This window comes from Acinetobacter puyangensis (assembly GCF_900096995.1).
Classification (GTDB): Bacteria; Pseudomonadota; Gammaproteobacteria; order Pseudomonadales; family Moraxellaceae; genus Acinetobacter; species Acinetobacter puyangensis.
This window is the reverse complement of record NZ_OANT01000002.1, coordinates 215,509-237,209: the sequence shown is the minus strand read 5'-3', so window position 1 is coordinate 237,209 and position 21,701 is coordinate 215,509. Positions and strand designations below refer to the sequence as shown.

At 40.0% G+C, this 21,701-nt stretch carries 21 protein-coding genes; 4 read left to right on the top strand and 17 right to left on the bottom strand.

What is annotated here, in order from left to right:
• Positions 1 to 66: 66 nt before the first annotated feature.
• Positions 67 to 543, top strand: coding sequence for a 2-C-methyl-D-erythritol 2,4-cyclodiphosphate synthase (gene ispF, locus CRO21_RS05520; RefSeq protein WP_097078334.1), 477 nt, complete (start codon positions 67 to 69; stop codon positions 541 to 543).
• 50 nt (positions 544 to 593) lie between these two features.
• Complete coding sequence (locus CRO21_RS05515) at positions 594 to 1,136, top strand: DUF1287 domain-containing protein (protein WP_378234963.1); 543 nt, start codon at positions 594 to 596, stop codon at positions 1,134 to 1,136.
• Between the two features lie 7 nt (positions 1,137 to 1,143).
• Here CRO21_RS05515 and CRO21_RS05510 read toward each other — a convergent pair whose 3' ends face one another.
• The 4 genes from CRO21_RS05510 to mtlD form a co-directional block, all read right to left on the bottom strand.
• Entirely contained in the window at positions 1,144 to 1,656 is a 513-nt protein-coding gene (locus CRO21_RS05510; RefSeq protein ID WP_097078332.1) for a protein tyrosine phosphatase family protein, read from the bottom strand.
• Between the two features lie 37 nt (positions 1,657 to 1,693).
• Positions 1,694 to 2,785, bottom strand: a complete 1,092-nt coding sequence (locus CRO21_RS05505) for a 3-deoxy-7-phosphoheptulonate synthase (RefSeq protein ID WP_097078331.1) — start codon at positions 2,783 to 2,785, stop codon at positions 1,694 to 1,696.
• A 108-nt stretch (positions 2,786 to 2,893) separates the two neighbouring features.
• Positions 2,894 to 3,772: a sulfite exporter TauE/SafE family protein gene (locus tag CRO21_RS05500; protein ID WP_097078330.1), complete on the bottom strand. Its 879-nt coding sequence runs from the start codon at positions 3,770 to 3,772 to the stop codon at positions 2,894 to 2,896.
• 272 nt (positions 3,773 to 4,044) lie between these two features.
• Positions 4,045 to 6,204 carry a bifunctional mannitol-1-phosphate dehydrogenase/phosphatase gene (mtlD, locus tag CRO21_RS05495; RefSeq protein ID WP_097078329.1) on the bottom strand — a complete coding sequence of 720 codons (2,160 nt, stop codon included), beginning with the start codon at positions 6,202 to 6,204 and terminating at the stop codon, positions 4,045 to 4,047.
• A gap of 230 nt (positions 6,205 to 6,434) precedes the next feature.
• On the opposite strand from mtlD, the gene lpxB reads away from it, so the two are divergent.
• The gene (gene lpxB, locus CRO21_RS05490; protein ID WP_097078328.1) at positions 6,435 to 7,613 is read left to right on the top strand and encodes a lipid-A-disaccharide synthase; all 1,179 of its coding nucleotides are present in this window, start codon (positions 6,435 to 6,437) and stop codon (positions 7,611 to 7,613) included.
• A 72-nt stretch (positions 7,614 to 7,685) separates the two neighbouring features.
• On the opposite strand, the gene CRO21_RS05485 is transcribed toward lpxB, so the two are convergent.
• The 13 genes from CRO21_RS05485 to CRO21_RS05425 form a co-directional block, all read right to left on the bottom strand.
• Positions 7,686 to 8,021, bottom strand: a complete 336-nt coding sequence (locus CRO21_RS05485; RefSeq protein ID WP_097078327.1) for a DUF3325 domain-containing protein — start codon at positions 8,019 to 8,021, stop codon at positions 7,686 to 7,688.
• Entirely contained in the window at positions 8,021 to 9,709 is a 1,689-nt protein-coding gene (locus CRO21_RS05480) for a PepSY-associated TM helix domain-containing protein (RefSeq protein WP_097078326.1), read from the bottom strand. The genes CRO21_RS05485 and CRO21_RS05480 overlap by 1 nt, the downstream gene beginning before the upstream one ends.
• 3 nt (positions 9,710 to 9,712) lie before the next feature.
• A complete protein-coding gene (locus CRO21_RS05475; protein WP_097078325.1) occupies positions 9,713 to 10,072 on the bottom strand; it encodes a DUF3649 domain-containing protein in 360 nt (119 codons plus the stop codon).
• A gap of 190 nt (positions 10,073 to 10,262) precedes the next feature.
• A complete protein-coding gene (locus CRO21_RS05470; protein WP_097078324.1) occupies positions 10,263 to 10,700 on the bottom strand; it encodes a YbaN family protein in 438 nt (145 codons plus the stop codon).
• A gap of 104 nt (positions 10,701 to 10,804) precedes the next feature.
• The gene (locus tag CRO21_RS05465; protein WP_097078323.1) at positions 10,805 to 11,401 is read right to left on the bottom strand and encodes a biliverdin-producing heme oxygenase; all 597 of its coding nucleotides are present in this window, start codon (positions 11,399 to 11,401) and stop codon (positions 10,805 to 10,807) included.
• 39 nt (positions 11,402 to 11,440) lie between these two features.
• Positions 11,441 to 13,996, bottom strand: coding sequence for a TonB-dependent receptor (locus CRO21_RS05460; protein WP_228150368.1), 2,556 nt, complete (start codon positions 13,994 to 13,996; stop codon positions 11,441 to 11,443).
• Between the two features lie 123 nt (positions 13,997 to 14,119).
• Positions 14,120 to 15,016: a FecR family protein gene (locus CRO21_RS05455; RefSeq protein ID WP_171293991.1), complete on the bottom strand. Its 897-nt coding sequence runs from the start codon at positions 15,014 to 15,016 to the stop codon at positions 14,120 to 14,122.
• Between the two features lie 10 nt (positions 15,017 to 15,026).
• A complete protein-coding gene (locus CRO21_RS05450) occupies positions 15,027 to 15,557 on the bottom strand; it encodes an RNA polymerase sigma factor (RefSeq protein WP_097078321.1) in 531 nt (176 codons plus the stop codon).
• A 169-nt stretch (positions 15,558 to 15,726) separates the two neighbouring features.
• The gene (gene ispD / locus CRO21_RS05445) at positions 15,727 to 16,422 is read right to left on the bottom strand and encodes a 2-C-methyl-D-erythritol 4-phosphate cytidylyltransferase (RefSeq protein ID WP_097078320.1); all 696 of its coding nucleotides are present in this window, start codon (positions 16,420 to 16,422) and stop codon (positions 15,727 to 15,729) included.
• Positions 16,403 to 16,744: a septum formation initiator family protein gene (locus CRO21_RS05440; RefSeq protein ID WP_378234960.1), complete on the bottom strand. Its 342-nt coding sequence runs from the start codon at positions 16,742 to 16,744 to the stop codon at positions 16,403 to 16,405. The genes ispD and CRO21_RS05440 overlap by 20 nt, the downstream gene beginning before the upstream one ends.
• Before the next feature lie 63 nt (positions 16,745 to 16,807).
• Complete coding sequence (gene eno / locus CRO21_RS05435; RefSeq protein WP_097078318.1) at positions 16,808 to 18,097, bottom strand: phosphopyruvate hydratase; 1,290 nt, start codon at positions 18,095 to 18,097, stop codon at positions 16,808 to 16,810.
• A 62-nt stretch (positions 18,098 to 18,159) separates the two neighbouring features.
• On the bottom strand, positions 18,160 to 19,017 hold the full coding sequence (gene kdsA, locus CRO21_RS05430) for a 3-deoxy-8-phosphooctulonate synthase (protein ID WP_097078317.1): 858 nt from the start codon (positions 19,015 to 19,017) through the stop codon (positions 18,160 to 18,162).
• A 15-nt stretch (positions 19,018 to 19,032) separates the two neighbouring features.
• On the bottom strand, positions 19,033 to 20,673 hold the full coding sequence (locus CRO21_RS05425; RefSeq protein ID WP_097078316.1) for a CTP synthase: 1,641 nt from the start codon (positions 20,671 to 20,673) through the stop codon (positions 19,033 to 19,035).
• A 552-nt stretch (positions 20,674 to 21,225) separates the two neighbouring features.
• On the opposite strand from CRO21_RS05425, the gene CRO21_RS05420 reads away from it, so the two are divergent.
• The gene (locus CRO21_RS05420) at positions 21,226 to 21,693 is read left to right on the top strand and encodes a hypothetical protein (protein ID WP_097078315.1); all 468 of its coding nucleotides are present in this window, start codon (positions 21,226 to 21,228) and stop codon (positions 21,691 to 21,693) included.
• The last annotated feature ends 8 nt before the right edge of the window (positions 21,694 to 21,701 follow it).

Here is a 21,701-nt window from a genome sequence, read left to right as displayed (position 1 = left end):
TATACGTGTTTCATTTATATTTATACAAGTCATTCATATGAAATAAGCGGTGGGATAAGTTTAAAAATGCTACGAATAGGACAAGGTTTGGATGTACATGCGTTTGAAACAGGCAGTTTTGTGACACTCGCAGGTGTAAAAATTCCACATACACAGGGTTTAAAGGCGCATTCCGATGGTGATGTCATCTTGCATGCGTTAGCAGATGCGCTATTAGGGGCATTGGCACTTGGAGATATCGGACAACATTTCCCGGATACCGATCCGGAGTTCAAAGGTGCTGATAGCCGTGTACTTTTAAGGCATGTTTATCAATTAATATTGAATCAAGGTTATCAATTATTAAATGCCGATATTACTGCTGCCTGTGAACGTCCAAAACTGGCACCGCATAATCTTGCCATGCGCCAGAATATCGCCGAAGATTTAAATGTAGAATTATCACAAATTAGTGTAAAAGCCACCACCACTGAAAAGCTAGGCTTTACTGGTCGTCAGGAAGGGATTTTTGCTTCTGCGGTGGTTTTATTACAAAAAATTTAAAACAATTATATAGGATAAAGCCCTTTCCGATTAAATGCTTAAAAATGGTCATGATTGTTCTGGCTTTTTCATTGAGTCAGGCTTGGGCAATATCTGCACAGAAACTTGTGGTGGATGCACGATCACAAATTGGCAAAACCCTCTATTATGATCCTGCTTATAGCAAACTGACCTATCCAATGGGTGATGTCCCAATGATTAAAGGCGTGTGTACAGATGTCATCATCCGTGCCTTACGTCAACAAGATATTGATTTACAGCAATTAATCCATGAGGATATGGCGAAAAATTTTAAGGCTTATCCGCAAAAATGGGGACTAAAATCCACAGATCGTAATATTGATCATCGACGAGTGCCCAATATTGCAACATATTTCAAACGGCAAGGCTATCAAATCAAGCATGCCCAATTTCAGGCAGGTGATATTGTCACTTGGGATTTAGGCAAAGGTCTGGTGCATATCGGCATTGTTTCAGACCGTAAAAGCCTGATCAAAAATACACCGCTGATTATTCATAATATCGGACGTGGTACGCAGGAAGACAATATCTTATACAGCTATAACATTACCGGACATTATCGTCTTCCTTAAGTCTAATTTAACTAAGTTGCTCAATTTCCTTGGTGGACTGTCTGGCTTGCAATTGCAATTGTAACGCATGCATCAAACCCGTCCAGGTTTCATTCGGTTGCCAGATTTGCTGTAATAACGCATCTGCCTCGGCAATATCCATGCCCATATAATATTGACGATATAGATACATCAGGCTGCTGACACGAAAATTTTTGGCGCAGTGCAACCAGACCTGTTGCTCCCGAACCAGATGATCAACCAGATCCAACGCCAGCAAAGCAGCGCTGCTATTTGGACAATCCCACAACAGTGGAATTTGAATATAGTCCAATCCCAGTTCCAGACAAATACGGTCTTCACATGGTAAATGATTTGAAGCATCTGTCAGGGCAAGATTAATGATGGTACTAAAACCATTTTCCTTAATCAGATTCAGTTGTTCTGCGGTCGGTTGGCCGGAAGTATAAAGATGCTCATGTACCGGCATAAATGCAAGAATCGTGTTGAGCTGTTCTTGCATGGTGTCATGTTGCTGCATAGAAAAAAAACGCCATCTTTCGATGGCGCTCCATAAGTTATCGTTGAGGTAAAACGTCTTTTAAAGCGGCATCCATTTCAAGTAACACCTGTTCTGTGGTATCCCAGTCAATACAGCCATCGGTGACAGATTGACCATATTCTAACTGGCTTAAATCTTTTGGAATATCCTGACGACCACCTTTAAGATGACTTTCAACCATTACACCCACAATGGTTTTATTGCCATCAACAATCTGCTCGGTTAAATTTCTTAATACCAGCGGTTGCAAGTATGGATCTTTATTAGAGTTGGCATGACTGGCATCAATCATGATCTTGTTGCTGACTTTGGCCTTATTCAATGCATCTTCAGCCTGTGCAACAGAGCTGGCATCATAGTTGGGTTTACCATTACCACCGCGCAATACCACATGCGCATAAGGGTTGCCACTGGTACGAATGATCGACACCTGACCATGGTCATTTAGACCTAAGAAACTATGACCGGATTTCACTGCCTGCATCGCATTGGTCGCAACGGTTAAACCACCATCAGTCCCGTTTTTAAAACCAACTGGGGAAGATAAACCGGAAGACATCTCGCGGTGAGTTTGGCTTTCTGTGGTACGTGCACCAATAGCAGACCAAGAAATTAAGTCCTGTAGGTATTGCGGTGAATTGGGATCAAGTGCTTCAGTTGCACATGGTAGACCTTTTTCATTTAATTCCAGTAATAATTTACGCCCAAGATGTAAGCCTTTTTCGATATCAAAAGAGTCATTCATGTCTGGATCGTTAATCAATCCTTTCCAGCCCACTGTGGTGCGTGGTTTTTCAAAATAAACCCGCATGATGATGTATAAAGTATCTTTGACTTTTTCACTTAATGCAGCCAAACGATCAGCATATTCGTGTGCAGCTTTTGGATCATGAATGGAACACGGCCCGATCACCACAAACAAACGCTTGTCTTTGCCATCTAAAATATCACGAACAGTTTGACGACCTGTAAGGACGGTCACACGAGCTTTTTCACTCAAAGGTAATTCTGCTTTTAATTGCGCTGGCGTGATCAAGGGTTGTACGCTAGCAACATTAATATCTTCTACATCAGTATTTGCCACTTTTGGGGCAGTTAAATCACTCATTACCGTCTCAAGAACTTATAAACATCTATAAATGTGATCAATATAGCATAAATTTGCTGTTTTTATCAGCTTAGCCAATTGATAAAACTGGAAAAGTCATGCTATTTTTTAAGCTGATATTTTTTCTGCTATCGTGATCTGAACCGCTGCAACTTCGACTTTAGGCTTTGTTTTTACAGGATTAATCATAAAATTAAGCCCAAGTGCAAACAAGGTAATGCCCAAAATACGACGAATCAATTTTTCAGGCATTTTTGAACTGATTAATGTACCGACAACAATCGCAGGAATAGAACCCACCAATAACCACATTAACAAACTAAAATCAACATTACCTGCACTCATATGGCCAACCCCCGCAACCAATGTCAGTAAAACCGCATGCACGACATCGGAACCAATAATACGAATCATAGGCAAATTTGGAAACATAATGATCAGTGCCATGATCCCAAACGCGCCTGCCCCAACAGAAGATAAGGTCACAAACACCCCGAGAATAACCCCCATAATCACAATATAAACACGTTTATTATTGGCAATTTCATGACGTTCATGTTCTGCGAGTTGTTGTTCTTGACTGCGGTAACGACTAAAGAATTTCTCAATTTGTGGACGGAAAATAATTGAAATACCGGTAATGGTCAGCATAAAACCCAGAAACATGGTCAATACAGTTTTGTAATGAACAGACTGACTTAAATAGTGATCCAATACCCAAGTGGTAATCAAGGATGCAGGAATACTGCCCAATGCCAGAAATAAGACAATCGGCCAGACAATATTTAATTTTTTTGCATGAACCAGCGAACCACAAAATTTGGAAATTGCGGCATAGAGCAAATCGGTACCAATCGCAATATGCGGTTCAATTTTAAACAGACTAATCAAAATCGGTGTCATTAAAGAACCACCACCTACACCGGTAATGCCGACACAAAAACCGACTAACATCCCGGCAAGAATAAAATGGATGGCATCAAGCATGGCTATTCCACAAATTATGAAAAATTTTGCGCATACTATAACTTTTAATGCTAATGCGTTATTCACATACTTGGATTACTTATGAAAAATAAAGATATGTGTAGATTCCGAATTATCATGATCTCTTATAATTTATTGATATATCTATTTTTAAGATAATTTTATCTGATAATGCGATTTAAAGAGATTTATAAACGACAAAATTAAGTGTGCTTTTTTTAAGCAATACATGAATAAGCCCAAACTTGCGTAGACTTATCCATGCAGATTTTTTACATATTTTCTAAAGTAGATTGTTGCCATGATTGCAGAAAATGTTCCGCATCTTGGTCATATAAGCTCAGCAGATATTCAATTTGATGTAGCCAATCTTGATATTGTGTTTCAGCGACTGATAATTCACTTAGATCATGCTGTAAAGCGTGTGAAAGCGATTGTCCCTGATCCAGTGCTTGCTGAAATAGCTGAATTTCTTCATCATCTTTGGACAAATTCGATTTGGCATATAACACCGCCAATGTTGCGCCATATAATAAGGCATCAACAGCAAGCTCATGTCGCGCATTCATTTGGATCGAACCAAAAACCCGATCATTCAGTTGTAATTTGCGGATCGGATCTCGACCCACCCGAATACAAGGGTCTTTAAATGCACTTTTGCACGACTGTAAAAAACTATGCTTTAATTGCGGTAAAATTTTGCTGATATTGGGAAATTCATAACTTAGACCCAGCCCGACTTCATGATCGAGCAAGCGTTCTACAAGGGCCTGAATACGTTCATCACCCATGGCAACACCAATGGTGTCGTGTCCAAGTAACAGACCATACCATGCGATAATGCTGTGTACCCCATTCCATAGACGATTTTTGACAGTTTGAATCTGAGTAATATCATCGACAGCAATCACCTGTCTCAGCTGATTTAACAATGGGCTATTATTTTCAACATAGATAGGCATATCGCTTTCACTATGGAAAAGAATCAAATCCATGGATTGCAATACATGACTCGGCTGAAAGTTTTGTTTTAAATCAGCAATGGTGGTATCCATAAATTTGGCTTGTTCAGCCGTTAACGAGGTGCTGTCTTCAATATCCAGCGGATCATCATCATTTCGATCGAGTTGATATTGCTGGAATAAATTGTATTTAATTCTTAATTGACGATACAGCGCCTTATCATTGAGCTTGGACACCATACGATTGACAACTGTATCAACAAAAATATTCTGCGCCAGAATTTCCTGTGCAGTCTGCTGATCAGTCAACGTCAATAACGCATGCTCAATATGTTCCAATACAAATTGTTTGGCACCGACTTTATTTAAAATAATCATCAGTGTTAATGGCTGTGCATGCGCAGCGTGGCGCTCAATCAAACTTCTGGCAATCAGCGGGCTAATTGTTTCAATTGCATGTTCTGGCATACACAAGGCAACAATTGACGATTGCTGATACATCGAAACAATATCCTGTTCCTGATTTGAATCAATAATCTCAATACCGTCTATGATTTCATCATAAGATTCCTGATAATAACGAATACAATATTTACCAAATGCCTGAATAGACTCTTTATACAGCGCATTGCTGGTGGTCGCTAAAATTTTCGCAGGTCGGGTATAGCCGTCCCAATGTGCAAAAATTTGTGCCAGATAGCCACCGCCGATTGCACCAAAGCCATGAATACCGACAATATGTTGATTATAGGCTTGCGGAAAGCGATCCATCGGTTGCGGCATATCGACCGACTCAACATATGCATTGAGATCCTGTAATAATGCCTGCATATCATCATAAAAAAATTCTGCAAGCTTTAACATCTCAGGTGTTGGGACTTTAATATCCTGTAATAAAACAGTATGCCCTTGTGCCGCATACGCCGACTTTAAACCGTTTTCCGAATCTTCAAACATCAAACATTGCTGTGGTTGCAGATTTAACATACTTGCAGCCAGCAGGAAAATTTCCGGATGAGGTTTACCCTGCTCCACATCATCGCCACAAATCACCACGTCAAAATATTTATAGACATTGGCATTAATCAAATATTCTTCGGCGATCACACGTTTACTTGAGGTGGCAACAGCCATACGCAAACCGGATTTTCTTAATCGTTCCAGAACTTCGACCAGTCCGGTTTTTATCGGGACGCCATATTGCCGCACATGCGCCAGTTCCAGTTGATCGGCATATTGACGGATTTCGGCATAATTGACCTGTTCACCGTATATTTCTCTGGCAAGTTCCTGTGCACGTTTTGCACTCAAGCCCAGACAGGACATTAAATAATCCTCTGAGAACGCTTGTCCGATTAACTCCTGAGATGCCTGTTTCAAGGTTTGAAACCGTAACCGCTCGGTATCAAACATTGTTCCATCCATATCAAAAATTGCACCCGCTATGGCAATGCCATGATAATTCAACATCTAAACTCCTAATTTAGGGAATAACATTTCAATTTATAGCGTTTAGCCTAGTATAAAAATTGAGCTTTATAATGATATTGGCAAAATTAAAGCTTATTGATACATAAAATATACATAAAGTGCCTATAATTCAGTCAAACGATATAAACTTTATTTCAAATTGTTAATGATCAATAAACCCTGTTACATGCTAAAATTCGTTTCAAATCGGATATTTTTAAGGATTTACGGTGTCAAAACGGCTAAAAATTGCAATTGTTGTCGGAGAAGTATCGGGAGATACATTGGGCGCAGCACTCATTCGTAGTTTTAAAGCACAGGGAATTGACGCTGATTTTGAAGGCATCGGCGGACCACAAATGATTGCCGAAGGCTTTAAGAGTCTTTACCCGATGGATACCTTGTCAGTTATGGGACTGGTTGAAGTATTAAAACACCTCAAAGACTTGTTTGCCGTACGTGACGGATTAATCCAGCACTGGGAAAATGCCCCTGTCGATTTATATATTGGTATTGATGCACCGGATTTTAATTTACGTGTGGCAAAACTCATTAAAGATAAGAACTTACCCATCAAAACCGTACAATACGTTAGTCCTTCGGTATGGGCGTGGCGACAAAAACGCGTCTTTAATATTAAATATGCGATTGACCTGGTGTTATGCCTGTTCCCCTTTGAAGTCGATTTCTATCAAAAATATGATGTCCCTGCTGTCTTTGTCGGGCATCCATTGGCAAAACAATTACCCTTAAATCCTGATTCTCAACAAGCCAAACAACAATTGCAATTAAACTCGGCACAAGCCTATATTGCCTTATTACCCGGTAGTCGTGGCGGTGAAGTATCGAAATTGCTGCCGGTGATGCTTGAATCGGTACAACGCATTATGCAATCTCAACCACAATTAAAATTTTTGATTCCAGCAATTAATGCGCAACGTTCACAACAAATTAAAACCTTATTAGCAACCCAACCAGCCGTTGTACAAGAAAAAATACAAGTGATTGAAAATACTGATACGAGTTCAAATATTGGTCGTCTGGTTATGCAAGCCAGTGATGCTGTAGTTCTAGCTTCTGGTACAGCCACCCTTGAAGCATTACTGCTACATAAGCCGATGGTTGTAATTTATAAACTGCATTGGCTGACCTATCGCATCATGTTATGGATGGTGAAAATTCCTGATTATTCATTACCAAATATTATTGCAAAGAAAAAAATCGTCACCGAATTGATTCAATCTGATGCAACTGCACAAAATATAGAAAAAGAATTAACACATTTACTCAACAGCGAACAAAGCCAGCTACAACAGCAACAATTACTTGCATTACATGAAATGCTGATTTCAGATCAATCGATTCAGGATCCGGCACAGGCGATTATTTCCCATTTTCATTTTTCTTAATTAAAGCTGTAAATAAAAAAAGCAATGCCTTTTATTAACTTTGGCATTGCTTTTTTTGAAACTTATATGAAATTAAATCAGTTTTATCATCAGTAAAATCACAAATAAAACTGTAACCGCAATATTTAATTGCAGTAATTTTTTAGGATAATAAGTTAAAGTCAGACCTATCACTAAAGGTGCAAAGGTAATTATCCCCAGCCATTCAGAAAAACCGACTGAAGCACCTTTCCAGCAAATCGCCAATAGTGCAGTCATGATTAAAATCACCCAACCAACAACCTGAAACAATCGGGTTTTCTGTGTGGATACTTTTGTGCTAAAAATATCACGCTGATGCTTACTCATACTACAGGCAAGACAGCTAAAGCCCCAAACCGATGCACACCATAATAACCATGCACCCATTATGCTTGCTCCTCTGCTGTCACTGTTTTCGTTGCTTTTTTCGCTTTTATTGGCAAGCCTTTATAACGTTTCAGCTTATAGTATGAATAGGCAAAAATTGCACCGAGAATCAAACAAATAATATCAAAACTTGCAATCATCCATTGCCCATGATAAATGCTACTCCAGAGCACTCGTCCACCTGTCGCAACATTAATGATTGGTGTAAAGAAATACATCGCAGCCACAAAAGCCAGCAATTCCAGCCATGCCTGACGATGGGGACGAATGATGGCATAGATCAATGTCATCAGCCATACAATAAAAAATACCCTGATTTCCTGAGCTGAACGCTCTGCCACTTGCGCAGGAATAAAACGATTGGCCCAGAAATAGGCTGCACAGGCAATGGGTAAACCTACAATTGCTGCAACATTCATCACTTCAACAAAACGATGCCCAAAAGGTTTGTAACCTAATTTCTGTACATCAGGCGCACGTTTCACCACCCATAAGATCAATCCAGAAGCCACCATCATCGTGCCAAGTACACCAGACAGGAACAATAACCAGCGTAATGTCGCATCTACCCCATGTGCCATATGTAACCAAGTCACAAGTGTATAAATCGCTTTAGGCGTTGAATTGACAGGCTTGGCCTCATCAATAATCTGCCCGGTCACGCCATTAAATTTAATCGAAGGGATGCTCTCACGATCAAGTAAGGTCACGGCTCTAGAGGCAATGATCTCTATTTCTGATTCGACAGTATTCGGATGGTTCACCCGAATTGAAGTAATTGGATTATCACCCCATTGCTGTTGAGCAGACTGTAATAAAGCAGTGATATTTACCATAGCTGCGGCTGGCAACGCTTCTGGCACATCTTGCCTCCCACCTCTACCACCACGTCCACCTTGTGTTTGCGCGTCTTTGAGTTTTTGCTGCGCTAATCGTGCTGCTTGTTCAGGGGTTTTGGGTTGTGGCTCATTCAGTTTTTGATAAAATTCCTGCCCACCCCCTGAATAATTTGAATTGATTGACCAAGGCATAAACAGAAACATCAGCAACAATAAACCGCTAAAAGTAATCATGATATGAAAAGGCAAAGCGAAAACAGCGGTGGCATTATGCGCATCCAACCAAGAACGTTGTCCTTTACCGGGTCGAAAAGTAAAGAAATCACTAAAAATTTTCTTATGCGTAATAATACCGCTGATAATTGCAACAAACATAAATAGCGTGGCAACACCAACGATCCAGCGCCCCCAAATCCGATCAATGCCATACAATTCAAAATGAAAACGATATAAAAAACCGCCGCCTCGAGTTTCTCTGGCTTTTAATTCTTGCCCGGTATCGGTATCCAGATATATTTCTCCGCCCCGACGTCTGCCTTCGCCAACTTTACGTATATTCAGCATGGTTGTAGGTTGACGATCATTGGCAAAACGAATATTCCAGTTTTCTGCTTGCTGCCCATGACGGTTTAAATACTGTAAAGCATACTGTAATTGCTGTTGCTGACTAGAAGTATTTAATGACTGATGTAACTCCGGCTTCATCCATGCACTTATTTCATTTTGGAAAAAACTTAAAGTGCCCGTTAAAAAAATTGCATACAGTAACCAACCGAGTAACAGACTGATCCATGTATGTAACCAGGACATCGACTGTCGTGCTCCCTCACTTTTACCATCAACACGCATGTCCTAACCACCTTTCATCAATAGATATACAACATAAAAAATAACCGTTGGCACAAGTACACCCAACCAAGCTTTTAATGTTGATTTCACCATAAACACCCAAATAAATACTGCACAATGCAGAACAAACGCCAACATCGTGCCCATTAACACAGCATTGGCTTTATTTGGTTCAGAGATAAAAAAAGCTCCGATCAACATGGCAGTAATGGCAGAAAAAAAATAACCGCCAAAAATCGCTAAAATAAATCGGAAAAAAATCATCAATCGATAATTGATCAATGATTTTGTATCTACAACTTTCTTTGTTACAGACTTTTGCCGGACTGGTTTCCCCACAGGTGCAATTGCTTCGATTGTCATCATTACTACTCTTAAAACAAAAATAATGGCTATCATTACCAAATGATAGCCATTATATATTAAATTTAAAATGAAAATTTGAGATTTGAAGCCGAATCGTCCAATCTAGAATCTATTTATCTGTAGCATAAGACCTTATGTGGGTTCATCATCTGATTTGTAGTTAAGCAATTTAAAATAAGCCACAATTTCATTGATTCAGACCGATTAAAGTTTCTTCAGATCTCGTCCACAACCATACCTGTACCAACACCATACAGCCGATGGTGATCCACACAAACCATGGATGCGGCACTTTCCAGATCATTAATGCCGCTGCAAAACTCATACTAATCAGGGATATATATTTTACTTTTCTTGGAATACTACGATGTTCATGCCATTGCTGTAATAGTGGCCCAATAAAACGATTATGATAAATCCAGTAATGTAAACGCTGTGAACCCTTTGCAGCAAAAAAACCTGCCAGTATATAAAAATCAATGGTTGGCAATCCTGGGATCACAATTCCCAATGTCCCTAAAGCAATACACAACCAAGCCAAAATGATACATAACCAGCGAATGATCGCTGATTTTGCCAGTTTTGGTTGTTTTCCAATTTTATGATCTGGCTTGGTATATTGCATCGATATCCCTCTGTTATATTGCTTTTGTAAAGGGCTATTGTTTAGACCCAAATAGTAATATATCGTTTTTCATAAACAATAAATCGGACGTATGTGATACGTCCCTAGCGTAATTGATCCAGATTTTCCAATAAGATACCAAACCGGGAAAAACCGTCCAAAGCGCCTTGAATCACCTTGTCCTGATCTTCCTGACTAAAATGAGCGTCATCCAAAGCCTGTTTAAAACGTTTCCAGACTCGCATACGGCCTTCTGGATAAGCTGCCAGATTTCGAGCACCAAACTCTGCTGATAAGCCTAATTTGGCTTGTGCCTCCTTAAATAAAAATGCTGCGCCTAACGTTGAACCTTCGGAAACATAGATCCAACCAAGGGCCTCGGGATAACCAACATTTAATGTGGCAATCTCTTCACTTTGCGGTTCGATCCCTAAATCTTCTAAATCCTGTAAAGCTGCCTGTGAACGCCCTCGCACGTCTAGATCCGGTATGATTTTTTCTACCTCGGCATGTCGATACAGGTTTTCTACATCTTGCTGGAAGTAATATTGCGCCAGTGTATGCTGCGCATAGTTCTGTCGATTGGCAAAGACTTGTGCTTTTTCCATTAACTGTTCCATGCGGTCATGTTCATGGCTGGTTTCGGTTTTTAGCCGTTGTGAAAGCACGGATGTTAAAACTTTTGTTAAGCGTGTATTCATTTCATTCATCTCTTAAATTTTTAAATTGATTGATCTGGATTAAAACTGGTAAGACACACTTAATTTATAGTCACGACCAGTACCTGTCATATATTCGCCAAGATACATTTTATAATCCCGATTAAAAACATTATCGATTCCAAAATTAATCGTTAAAGGTTTTTGAGATATTGGTTGCCATACCGCAAATAAATGATGTAATGCATAACCTTTGGTACGCGGTAAAGAAAACCCAGAAGCACCAATAGAGTGATCTGTATTTAATATACTTCTGTCCTGTGCATCGACAAAAATACCTCGCCATCCAGCTGTAAAATTATATTGAGGCAAATTAAACCCAAGTGTTGCTGTTGCTTTACGTGGAGGCGTTTCTTCAATCCATGTTTTTTGACTGAACCATGGATTTACTGGTGAATTATCCCGTTGACCACGTATATAGGAATAAGTGATGCCGGCAAAATACAACGGGTGGTTATAAAACATTTCTGCCTCATATCCTTTAATCGTATAATCCGTAATATTTCGATAAAAACCGTGGTTATAATCACCATTGCAAACACTGGCATTTGCACTTCCCCCCGCTGCAATAATCTCGGCTTGTGCCTGACAAAAAACCGAACGGTTTCTAAAAATTTCATTAGATCCGCGGTTGTCATAATAAGTTAAACGTATTTGCAGATGGTCATTGTCAGCAAATAAATCATCAAAATTCATTTCATTGCCTAAACGAATTGCCAACATTTTTTCTGGTAATAAATAAAGGCTGGTTGAAGGAACTGTGGCTGTGGGGCCATCCACATAATATTGCTCATCCACGCGTGGAGCGCGCCAGGTTTTACTGATGTTCGCAAACCAGGTTATAAATTCTGCTTGTTGCCAGGCTAATGCCAGTCGTGGAGACCACCCTGTATAGGTTTTGCTTGAATAATCCTGACCAACTTCAAGATGACTATATCGAGGTGCACGATTACCAAATCCCTGATTGGTAATATGATCATATCGAAACGATGGCGTAATCGTAAATTTATTGATCTGATATTGATCTTCAAGGAATAAAGCAAATAATTTTTGTTCACCTGCCGGCATAAAATTTGGCTCAAAATAACCATAGTTATAATCGGGATTATTATCATAGCTCAGCACATGGATAAGAGAATTTTGTTCCATTTTTTGGTATTGAAAACCCACTTTAATTTTATGCTTGCCATAATTTGTCACCAAATCACTCAGGTTGGTAATTTTTAACGCCGTATTACTATAATCAACCCAGCTTTCATTACCTAAATTGGCAGCAAGCATATTTACTGTTGGCAAACGTTTGTCATGTTGTTTGGTCTTTGAATAAGATGCTACAGCCTTAATATTGATATAGGGATTTTCTGTAGGATCATATTCATAACTTGCCGAATAACTGGTATCTTCCTGATCCCGATAAACCAAGCGTCGTTTCCATGCTTCATCATAACCATAGCGCTCAATATCTGCTGCTGTTGGTACTGCATCTTGATCCCGCATTGCAGCAAAAGGCTCCCAACCGTTATGACCACTTTGCATAAAATTCAAGGAAATTTTTTGCTCATCCGTAGGATAAAAATTTAATTTTGCCATATAGGTATCTTGATCCTGAGCAGAATATAGAAATTTTGATCCATCCGGACGTTTTATTTCTCCACTATCACGCTTGGTATAATAGAGAAGGCCATCAAGTAAACCATTTTCACTTTGAGCATACGCTGCGCCAGTATAGGTATTCTGATCATTATTACTAAATCGAGAATATTTTAAAAAAGCACCAACATTTTTACCGTCTAATAGTAAATCTTTTACATCTTTGGTCTCTAACGTCACCTTTCCACCAAAACCGCCATTACCGACCTCTACATTATGGGGACCTTTATCAACAGTCACCTGCTTTAAGATTTCTGGTTCTATAAATACTGAACCCTGACGATATTTATCAAATGTTTTTACAGAATCATCTAAAGTAATAGGTACATCTTCAACACTTTGCATACCCAAAATATTAATGGTTTGCCCACCTGGCCGGGGTGAACCTGTAGATGACACACTAGGCATATTATCCAACAGTTGAGCTACATTATTGACCTGATAACGATCAATGGCCTTTTGAGTTAAGACACTTTGACCAAACTGGATAGGTTCATCAGCATGTACCACAATTGGCGACATTTGATAAAGTGAATGTTCATTGGCCTGATTTGATGTCCTATCCTGCTTTAAAGGTGTTTTTCCCTTTTTAACAATATAAAATGTCTGCCCCTCTCTACGTAGACTCAGATCAGTATCCTGCAATAACCGCTGTAAAGCCTGTTCAACTGTGTATTGACCGGATAATGCAGAAACATTGCGATTTTCCAGCATATCACTGGCATATAAAATCTGGATATTACCTTGTCTGGCAAGTTGATCAACCGCCTGATGCAAAGGTTGTGCCGTCAGATTAAGGTTTACTGTTGTTTCCTGTGCGCATAACACACTCGAATACAACATTGTCCCCACCATTAGACTGACTGCTTTTAATTTCCAGTCAGATTTCCCGTTTTTTTTCACTGCAAAATATGGATATTGCCCCATCACCAAAACCTCTACCAATGAATTTTTAATGTCTTCATCTCTATAACCGTTTGGGCAGAGGCAAATGTATACCTACAATTAAAAAAAATTTTCAAATAAAAATGATTCTTCTCCGTATCTATATTATTTTGCTTTCACAATCCATTGTCCAGTCTGATCTTTATTGGTCTGAACAGTGGTAATCTGTGGCAAAAGTTGCATAAACTGGTCAGCATTATCCACTTTAAATCGACCTGAAATACGAATATTCTGGCTGGCAAAATCATTGAATTTGACTTTTAATGGCTGATAACGCTGAAATTCAGTAATCGCTTGTGATAATGGTATGGCCTTAAACTGAATATTGCCGGAATGCCATGCTGTTTGTACATCAATATCGGTATCCAGACGATAGGTCAGTTGCTGGTTAATTTGTTCTGCACTTTGTGGTGCATATAAATCCAGTGCCGGAATATCCTCACGATCACATAGAGATACTCTTACTTGTCCCTGTAATACAGTAACTTCGCTATGCTGAGGAGTATATTGTCGTAAATTAAATACCGTTCCAATATCTTCAACCTGCATATTGCCGGAAGTGACCACGAAACGCCGCTCGAATGGTCGTAAGAACTGCCAAGGATAATGCTTAACAGTAAAGGTTGCTTCACCCTGTTGTAAGCTGATTTCTTTGGAACGGAGACGATAATTTACATTGATTGTGGTCGAGGTATTGAGCTGAATACGACTACCATCTGCCAACTCAACTTGCTGCGTTTGCCCAAGTCGTGTTGATACATATTGTGTGTGATAGACTGGATTAAGCCAATATATATAACCGCTCAAAACCACGCATAATAATAAGGCAGATGAGCCAACATGTTTTTTCAAACGACGTTGTCGTCCTCGTTCCAGTATTTCTTCCTTCGTGGGTAATTCTGCCAACAGCATATCTTCAAAAGGTGCAATTCTCTCTTGTACATCGCGTAAATTATAGTTCTTCTGGTTTATCGACTGTGATTTAGCTGGATTCTGTTTCAATTTATAATTCCTACTGCTCATCAAACAGAGCAGGAATAAGGCCATGCAGTGCACGTGTTAAATGTTTCGCCACCATACCACGCGTGATACCTAGCTGTTCAGCTGCTTCATTTTGAGAAAAATGATAAAGTTGCGTCAGAATAAATACATCCTGACAAACCGTTGGCAAATCTTTAATTGCTTTAATTAATAATTGTCCATATTGATGTTTTGCCAAAGATAGCTCAGGTAAAGTAAATTGTTCTGGTTGTATGCCTTCAATCAAGTCAGGCAATTCCACTGTATTATCAAAATATTGTCCAATTAATTGATCACGTCGGTATAAGTCTATCGCCAAATGCATACTGATACGCTTGAGTAATGGTAAGGGTGCAGTCACCTGATCAAAATCATCACTGTTTTTACTTAGTAAGCGTAAACAGGTTTCCTGAACCACTTCCATTGCAAAATTTCGGTTTCCAAAACGGGCATTAATATAATTGACCAATTCATCATGATGAATGACCAATACATTAATCATTTTTTGTTGAGAAATACCCATACAAAAATTCAATCAATAAACGATAATGATTATTATTAATTAAAATTTAAAATAACTCAAGATATTCCTAATAATTTATAGCGTAAAACACTGCCGAATTGTACGCTCTAGAAAACATAATTTTATAATAAACAAGATACATCCTTAGCTTAGCATTAACCAAAAAATGTCAATCTCTGGATGCCAAAATTAATCTCGCCAAATCCAGATCTTCGGCATAGGTAATTTTAATATTATCTGACCTGCCAGCAATAAGATGGACAGGAATATTCAAATGTTCCAAAGCACTTGCTTCGTCGGTAACCAGAATATTTTCTGCAATGGCATTTTCCAGTGCATTAAATAGGATTGAATATTTTACAATTTGAGGTGTTTGCGCCTGCCATAGCTGTTGGCGATCAATGGTTTTTTCAATCATTTGATCATTATTGGCTTTTTTTAAGGTATCTCTTACTGGTACGGCAACAATTGCAGCCTGTTGCCCGCTCTGACAAAAATCCAGAATTTGTACAATCTGCGCCGGATGCAAACAAGGTCTAGCGGCATCATGCACCAGCACATAATCATCATCATGTGCATATTGTCGAAGATGATGTAATCCTGCCAGTACCGAATCCATACGTTCCCGACCGCCATAACAGAACTGGACCGACTGCGAGAAATCAATTGTTTTGGCAAACTGATCATGTTGATCAATGGCAATCACACATCCAGCGAGTGGTAGTTGATATAAGCTGTTGACTGTATGTTCAAGCACAGTCTTTCCGGCAATATGTTGGTATTGTTTTAATGCTGAGGAAGAAAAACGACGACCAGAACCAGCAGCTGGAATAACCGCCCAGAGTTTAGGGGGTGCTATCTTCATCTTCGGATTCATTGGTCAATTCGTCTTTTGGATCAATTTTTATATCATTCAGATAAATCGGCTGATATGCACCGCTAATCATACTCATCTGAATAAATGTTTCGTGTGGTTTGATTAAACCGAGATCAAGACGAGCATATTCTTCAACAGCTTCGGCACCATTTTTCAGGTCATACACTTCTGCTGCCAGAATACGATTGCGCTCTCTTAATTCCTTATTGGCTTCTTCCTGCAAGCTGATATCATTCATTAATTTCTGATGTTGATAATAGCCACTTTCACCAAACCAATAGGCGTATTGAAGACCTGCGACAAAAAGCATCGCAAGTCCAATAATGATTCTACCTGTTGTGGTATGCAACATAATAATTTAAAGGCCCAATAATTAGTTCAAGCCCTTAAATTCTGCCTTACCACGGTAAGGCGCCTTGATCAACTCTTCAATACGAAGCAATTGATTGTATTTTGCGACACGATCCGAACGACAAAGTGAACCCGTCTTGATTTGACCTGCTGCTGTACCCACTGCAAGATCGGCAATGGTTGAATCTTCTGTTTCACCAGAACGATGTGAAATCACTGTGCTATAGCCATTGGCTTTGGCAAGATAAATTGCATCCAGCGTTTCGGATAATGTACCAATCTGGTTATATTTGATCAAAATTGAGTTGGCAACTTTTTCATCAATACCACGTTGTAAAATCTTTGGATTGGTTACGAACAAATCATCACCAACTAACTGGATTTTATCACCAAGGATCGAGGTCAAATAAGCCCAGCCCTCCCAGTCGGATTCATCCAGACCATCTTCAATCGAGATAATTGGATACTGTTTCGCCAAACCAGCCAGATAATCGGCAAATTGATTGCTGGTAAATGCTTTATTGCCTTCACCTGCCAGAATATATTGACCATCTTTATAAAATTCTGAAGATGCACAGTCCAATGCCAGATAAATATCTGATCCTGCTTTATATCCAGTTTGTTCAATGGCTTGTAGAATCACAGTAATGGCTTCTTCATTGGAACGCAAATTAGGTGCGAAACCACCTTCATCACCCACTGCGGTATTTAAGCCCTGCTTTTTAAGCACAGATTTTAAAGAATGGAAAATTTCTGCACCAGCACGTAAAGCTTCAGCAAATGACGTAAAGCCAATAGGTTCGATCATAAATTCCTGAATATCGACAGTGTTATCCGCATGTGCGCCACCGTTTAAAATATTCATCATTGGCACTGGCATGGTTAAAGCAGTTTGACCACGCAAATTTGCGATATATTGGAATAATGGCAATTGTTGCTCGGTTGCAGCCGCACGTGCAGCCGCCAAAGACACAGCCAATGTCGCATTTGCACCGAGTTTAGATTTATTTTCGGTTGCATCAAATGCAATCATTTTGTCATCCAGTACTTTTTGTTCCAGTACATTTTGACCTACCAGCAATTCGTGAATGTCATGATTGACATTTTGAACTGCCTGACGAACACCTTTGCCAAGGTAGCGAGCTTTATCGCCATCACGCAATTCCAGTGCTTCACGTGAACCTGTTGATGCACCACTTGGCGCACATGCACGTCCGACCACACCGGATTCCAAAATTACGTCTGCTTCGATGGTTGGGTTACCACGAGAGTCCAAAATTTCACGTGCGCGAATGTCAGCGATTTGGCTCATTTATATTTCCTCAATCGTTGTTAAATCAATCAATAAAAAAAAGATACGACTAAAATAATGAATTAGTGCGTATCTAATGGTTCAAAACCTTTAACCAAACTATCCAGCTTTTTCAATTGCGCCAAAAACGGCTCTAATTGTGAAAGTCGTAAAGCACATGGTCCATCACATTTTGCTTCATCCGGGTTGGGATGGGCTTCCAGAAAAAGTCCAGCCAAACCAGTTGCCATACCTGCCCGTGCCAGCGTGGTAATCTGGGCACGACGGCCACCTGCCGAGTCGGCACGTCCGCCTGGTGTTTGTAATGCGTGTGTCACATCAAAAAATACAGGGACATTCATGGCTTTCATGGTATCAAAGCCAAGCATATCGACAACCAGATTGTTATATCCAAACGCCGACCCGCGTTCACATAAAATGAGTTTATCATTGCCTGCTTCCAGACATTTATTCAAGATATGACTCATTTCACGTGGCGACAGGAATTGTGCTTTTTTAATATTGATAATGGCATCTGTCTTTGCCATGGCTTCAACCAGATCGGTCTGACGACTTAAAAAAGCGGGCAACTGGATAATATCCGCAACTTCTGCCACAGGCGCAGCCTGATACGGTTCATGTACATCGGTAATAATCGGTACATGATATTTTTGCTTGATTTCCGCTAACCATTGCACACCCTTTTCCAGCCCGGGGCCGCGAAAAGAATGTAGACTTGAACGATTGGCTTTATCGAAACTGGCTTTAAATACATAGGGAATATCCAGTCGCGTGCAAATCTCAATATAGGTTTCGGCAATTTCGAAGGCTAAATCCTTGGATTCCAGAACATTCATCCCGCCGAATAATACAAATGGCAAATGGTTTGCCATTTTGATTTCACCTAATTCGACAATTTCTTTTGCTTGTAGCTTAGACATTGTATTCCCTGTGTTTTAATTGGTCTTTTGGTGTTGCTGCTTCGCTGCTGCAATAAAACTTGCAAATAACGGATGTCCATCACGCGGTGAGCTGGTAAATTCCGGATGGAACTGTACCGCAATAAACCACGGATGATCGGGAATTTCAACTGTTTCAACCAAATGTTGTACAGAAGAATAACCAGAAATTTTCATACCCGCTTTTTCAAGCTCATCAATAAAACGGTTATTCATCTCATAACGATGACGATGACGTTCGGTAATTTCTGCTCGACCATAAATCTCGCGGATTTTTGCACCCTCTACCAATTCGGATTTTTGTGCACCCAAACGCATAGTACCACCCAAGTCTGACTGATCGCTGCGCTGTTGTAATTCGCCACGTTCATCCAGCCATTCGGTAATCAGGCCAATTAACGGCTGTTTGGTATTGCGATTAAACTCTGTCGAAGTGGCTTCGGTCAAACCGGCTTGATGACGGGCAAACTCAATCACGGCCAACTGCATCCCCAGACAAATCCCCAAATAAGGAATCTTGTTCTCACGGGCATAGCGAATGGCTTTCATTTTTCCTTCGGTGCCACGTTCTCCAAAACCGCCAGGAACCAAGATTGCATCAGCAGTGGCTAACACTTCATCTTGGTTTTCGCTTTCTAGACGTTCTGCATCGACATAATCAATCTGAACTTTAACGCGATTTTTAATTCCGGCATGTAACAATGCTTCATTGACGGATTTATAGGCATCTGGCAGTTCCACATATTTACCCACCATGGCAACACGTACGGTAAATTCAGGATTAAACAATGCTTCACAAACCTGATCCCAGTCGCTTAAATCGGCTTCTGGTAAATTGGTATAACCAAAGCGTTCGCAGATGAAATCATCAACATCTTGTTCGTAAAAATTACGCGGGATTTCATAAATAGTTTTGGCATCTTTACACACCACCACTGCTGCCGGCTGTACATTGGTAAACAGGGCGATTTTACGCTTGGTGTCGGCATCGACATCATGTTCGGTACGGCAAATCAAAATATCTGGCTGGATACCGATAGAAAGTAATTCTTTCACCGAATGCTGGGTTGGTTTGGTTTTTAATTCGGCAGCAGATTTGATATAAGGCAATAACGTCAAATGCATCAGCATGGCATGTTTATCGCCTAGCTCCACCAGCAATTGACGTACCGATTCCATAAACGGTAAGGACTCGATATCACCCACCGTACCACCAATTTCCACGATAGCCACATCAAAACCTGCACCAGCAGCCAGTACCCGTTCCTTGATATTATCGGTAATGTGTGGAATCACCTGAACCGTACCACCCAGATAATCACCACGACGTTCTTTATTTAAAACATCCTGATAAACCCGTCCACTGGTAAAATTGTTTAACTTGGACATTTTTGAGTGTTTCAAAAAACGCTCGTAATAGCCAAGATCAAGGTCGGTTTCTGCACCATCTTCGGTGACAAATACTTCACCATGCTGGAATGGGCTCATGGTACCAGGATCGACGTTAATATACGGATCCATCTTTACCATGGTGACTTTTAAGCCACGGACTTCCAAAAGTGCGGCAACAGAGGCAGCAGAAATACCTTTACCCAGTGATGAAACTACACCACCAGTGACGAATATATAATGGGTCATTCAAATTCTCGTACAATGGCGCCAATAATCGGCATGCAATGCTAAGGGCTTGCTGATACTTCATAAATGAATTGCGTTGTCGGCTAAAATTGAGTTAAACAAGGCATGAAACGCAGGTAATGGCTTTCCCTTACCCAGTTTCATAACAAAGTTTAGCGCAATTTTAGCCACAACCCTGAGCAAGAGCAAAGCACTGCTTTGCTCGCAGCGCAAGGCGCAGCAAGGGACAGGAATATTTTTTGACGCTACTGCGTTATGGATTATTCATTTAGAATGACTAAATTTCATAATCCATGCCTAGTATCGCCTAAAAAATATTCTCTGTCGCAACCATAGATGAAGTATCAGCAAGCCCTCTTAATTTTACTTTACTATGCCCCTATAAAGCAAAGCGAATTGTCGATAATTCGCAATCAAAATCGTTAATCGGGTGAATAGAGAACATTTTAAAAAATTTTAAAACAAAGTTTCATCTAGGCCATATTACAAAGTAACAAAAGATTGCTATACTCATAAACCCTTTTCAACCACTGTATGCAATTGATGATGAAAATGACATTAATTAAATTTGGTTTAGTCTGCCTGATCAGCACTGTTGTCCTCAGTGCCTGTATAAAAAAAGAACAACCGGAACAAGAGCAAAGTAATAACGACACCGAAGTTCAAAATAATGAACAAGCTGAAACGACTTTACAGGAACAACCACAGCCGCAATATACCACTTTGGAGGAAATACAGCCTGAACCGGCAGCCGAAGATAGCGCCAATCATGATGATCAGCAAATATTGGTCTACAATGAAAATGGACAAGCTGACGTAAAAACTGCGACAACCAGTACACCAACACAACCTAATGTCGAAAGCAAACCAGCCAGTTCAGTACCATCTACTCCGGCAACGAACAACACAAGTAGTCCTGCGCCTGCAAAAACTGCAACGACCAATAATAGTGAAGATACAGCATCAGAAGATGATGCCATTGCCGCAGCAATCAAAGCAGCACAACCTGCTTTACAATAAAATATGCA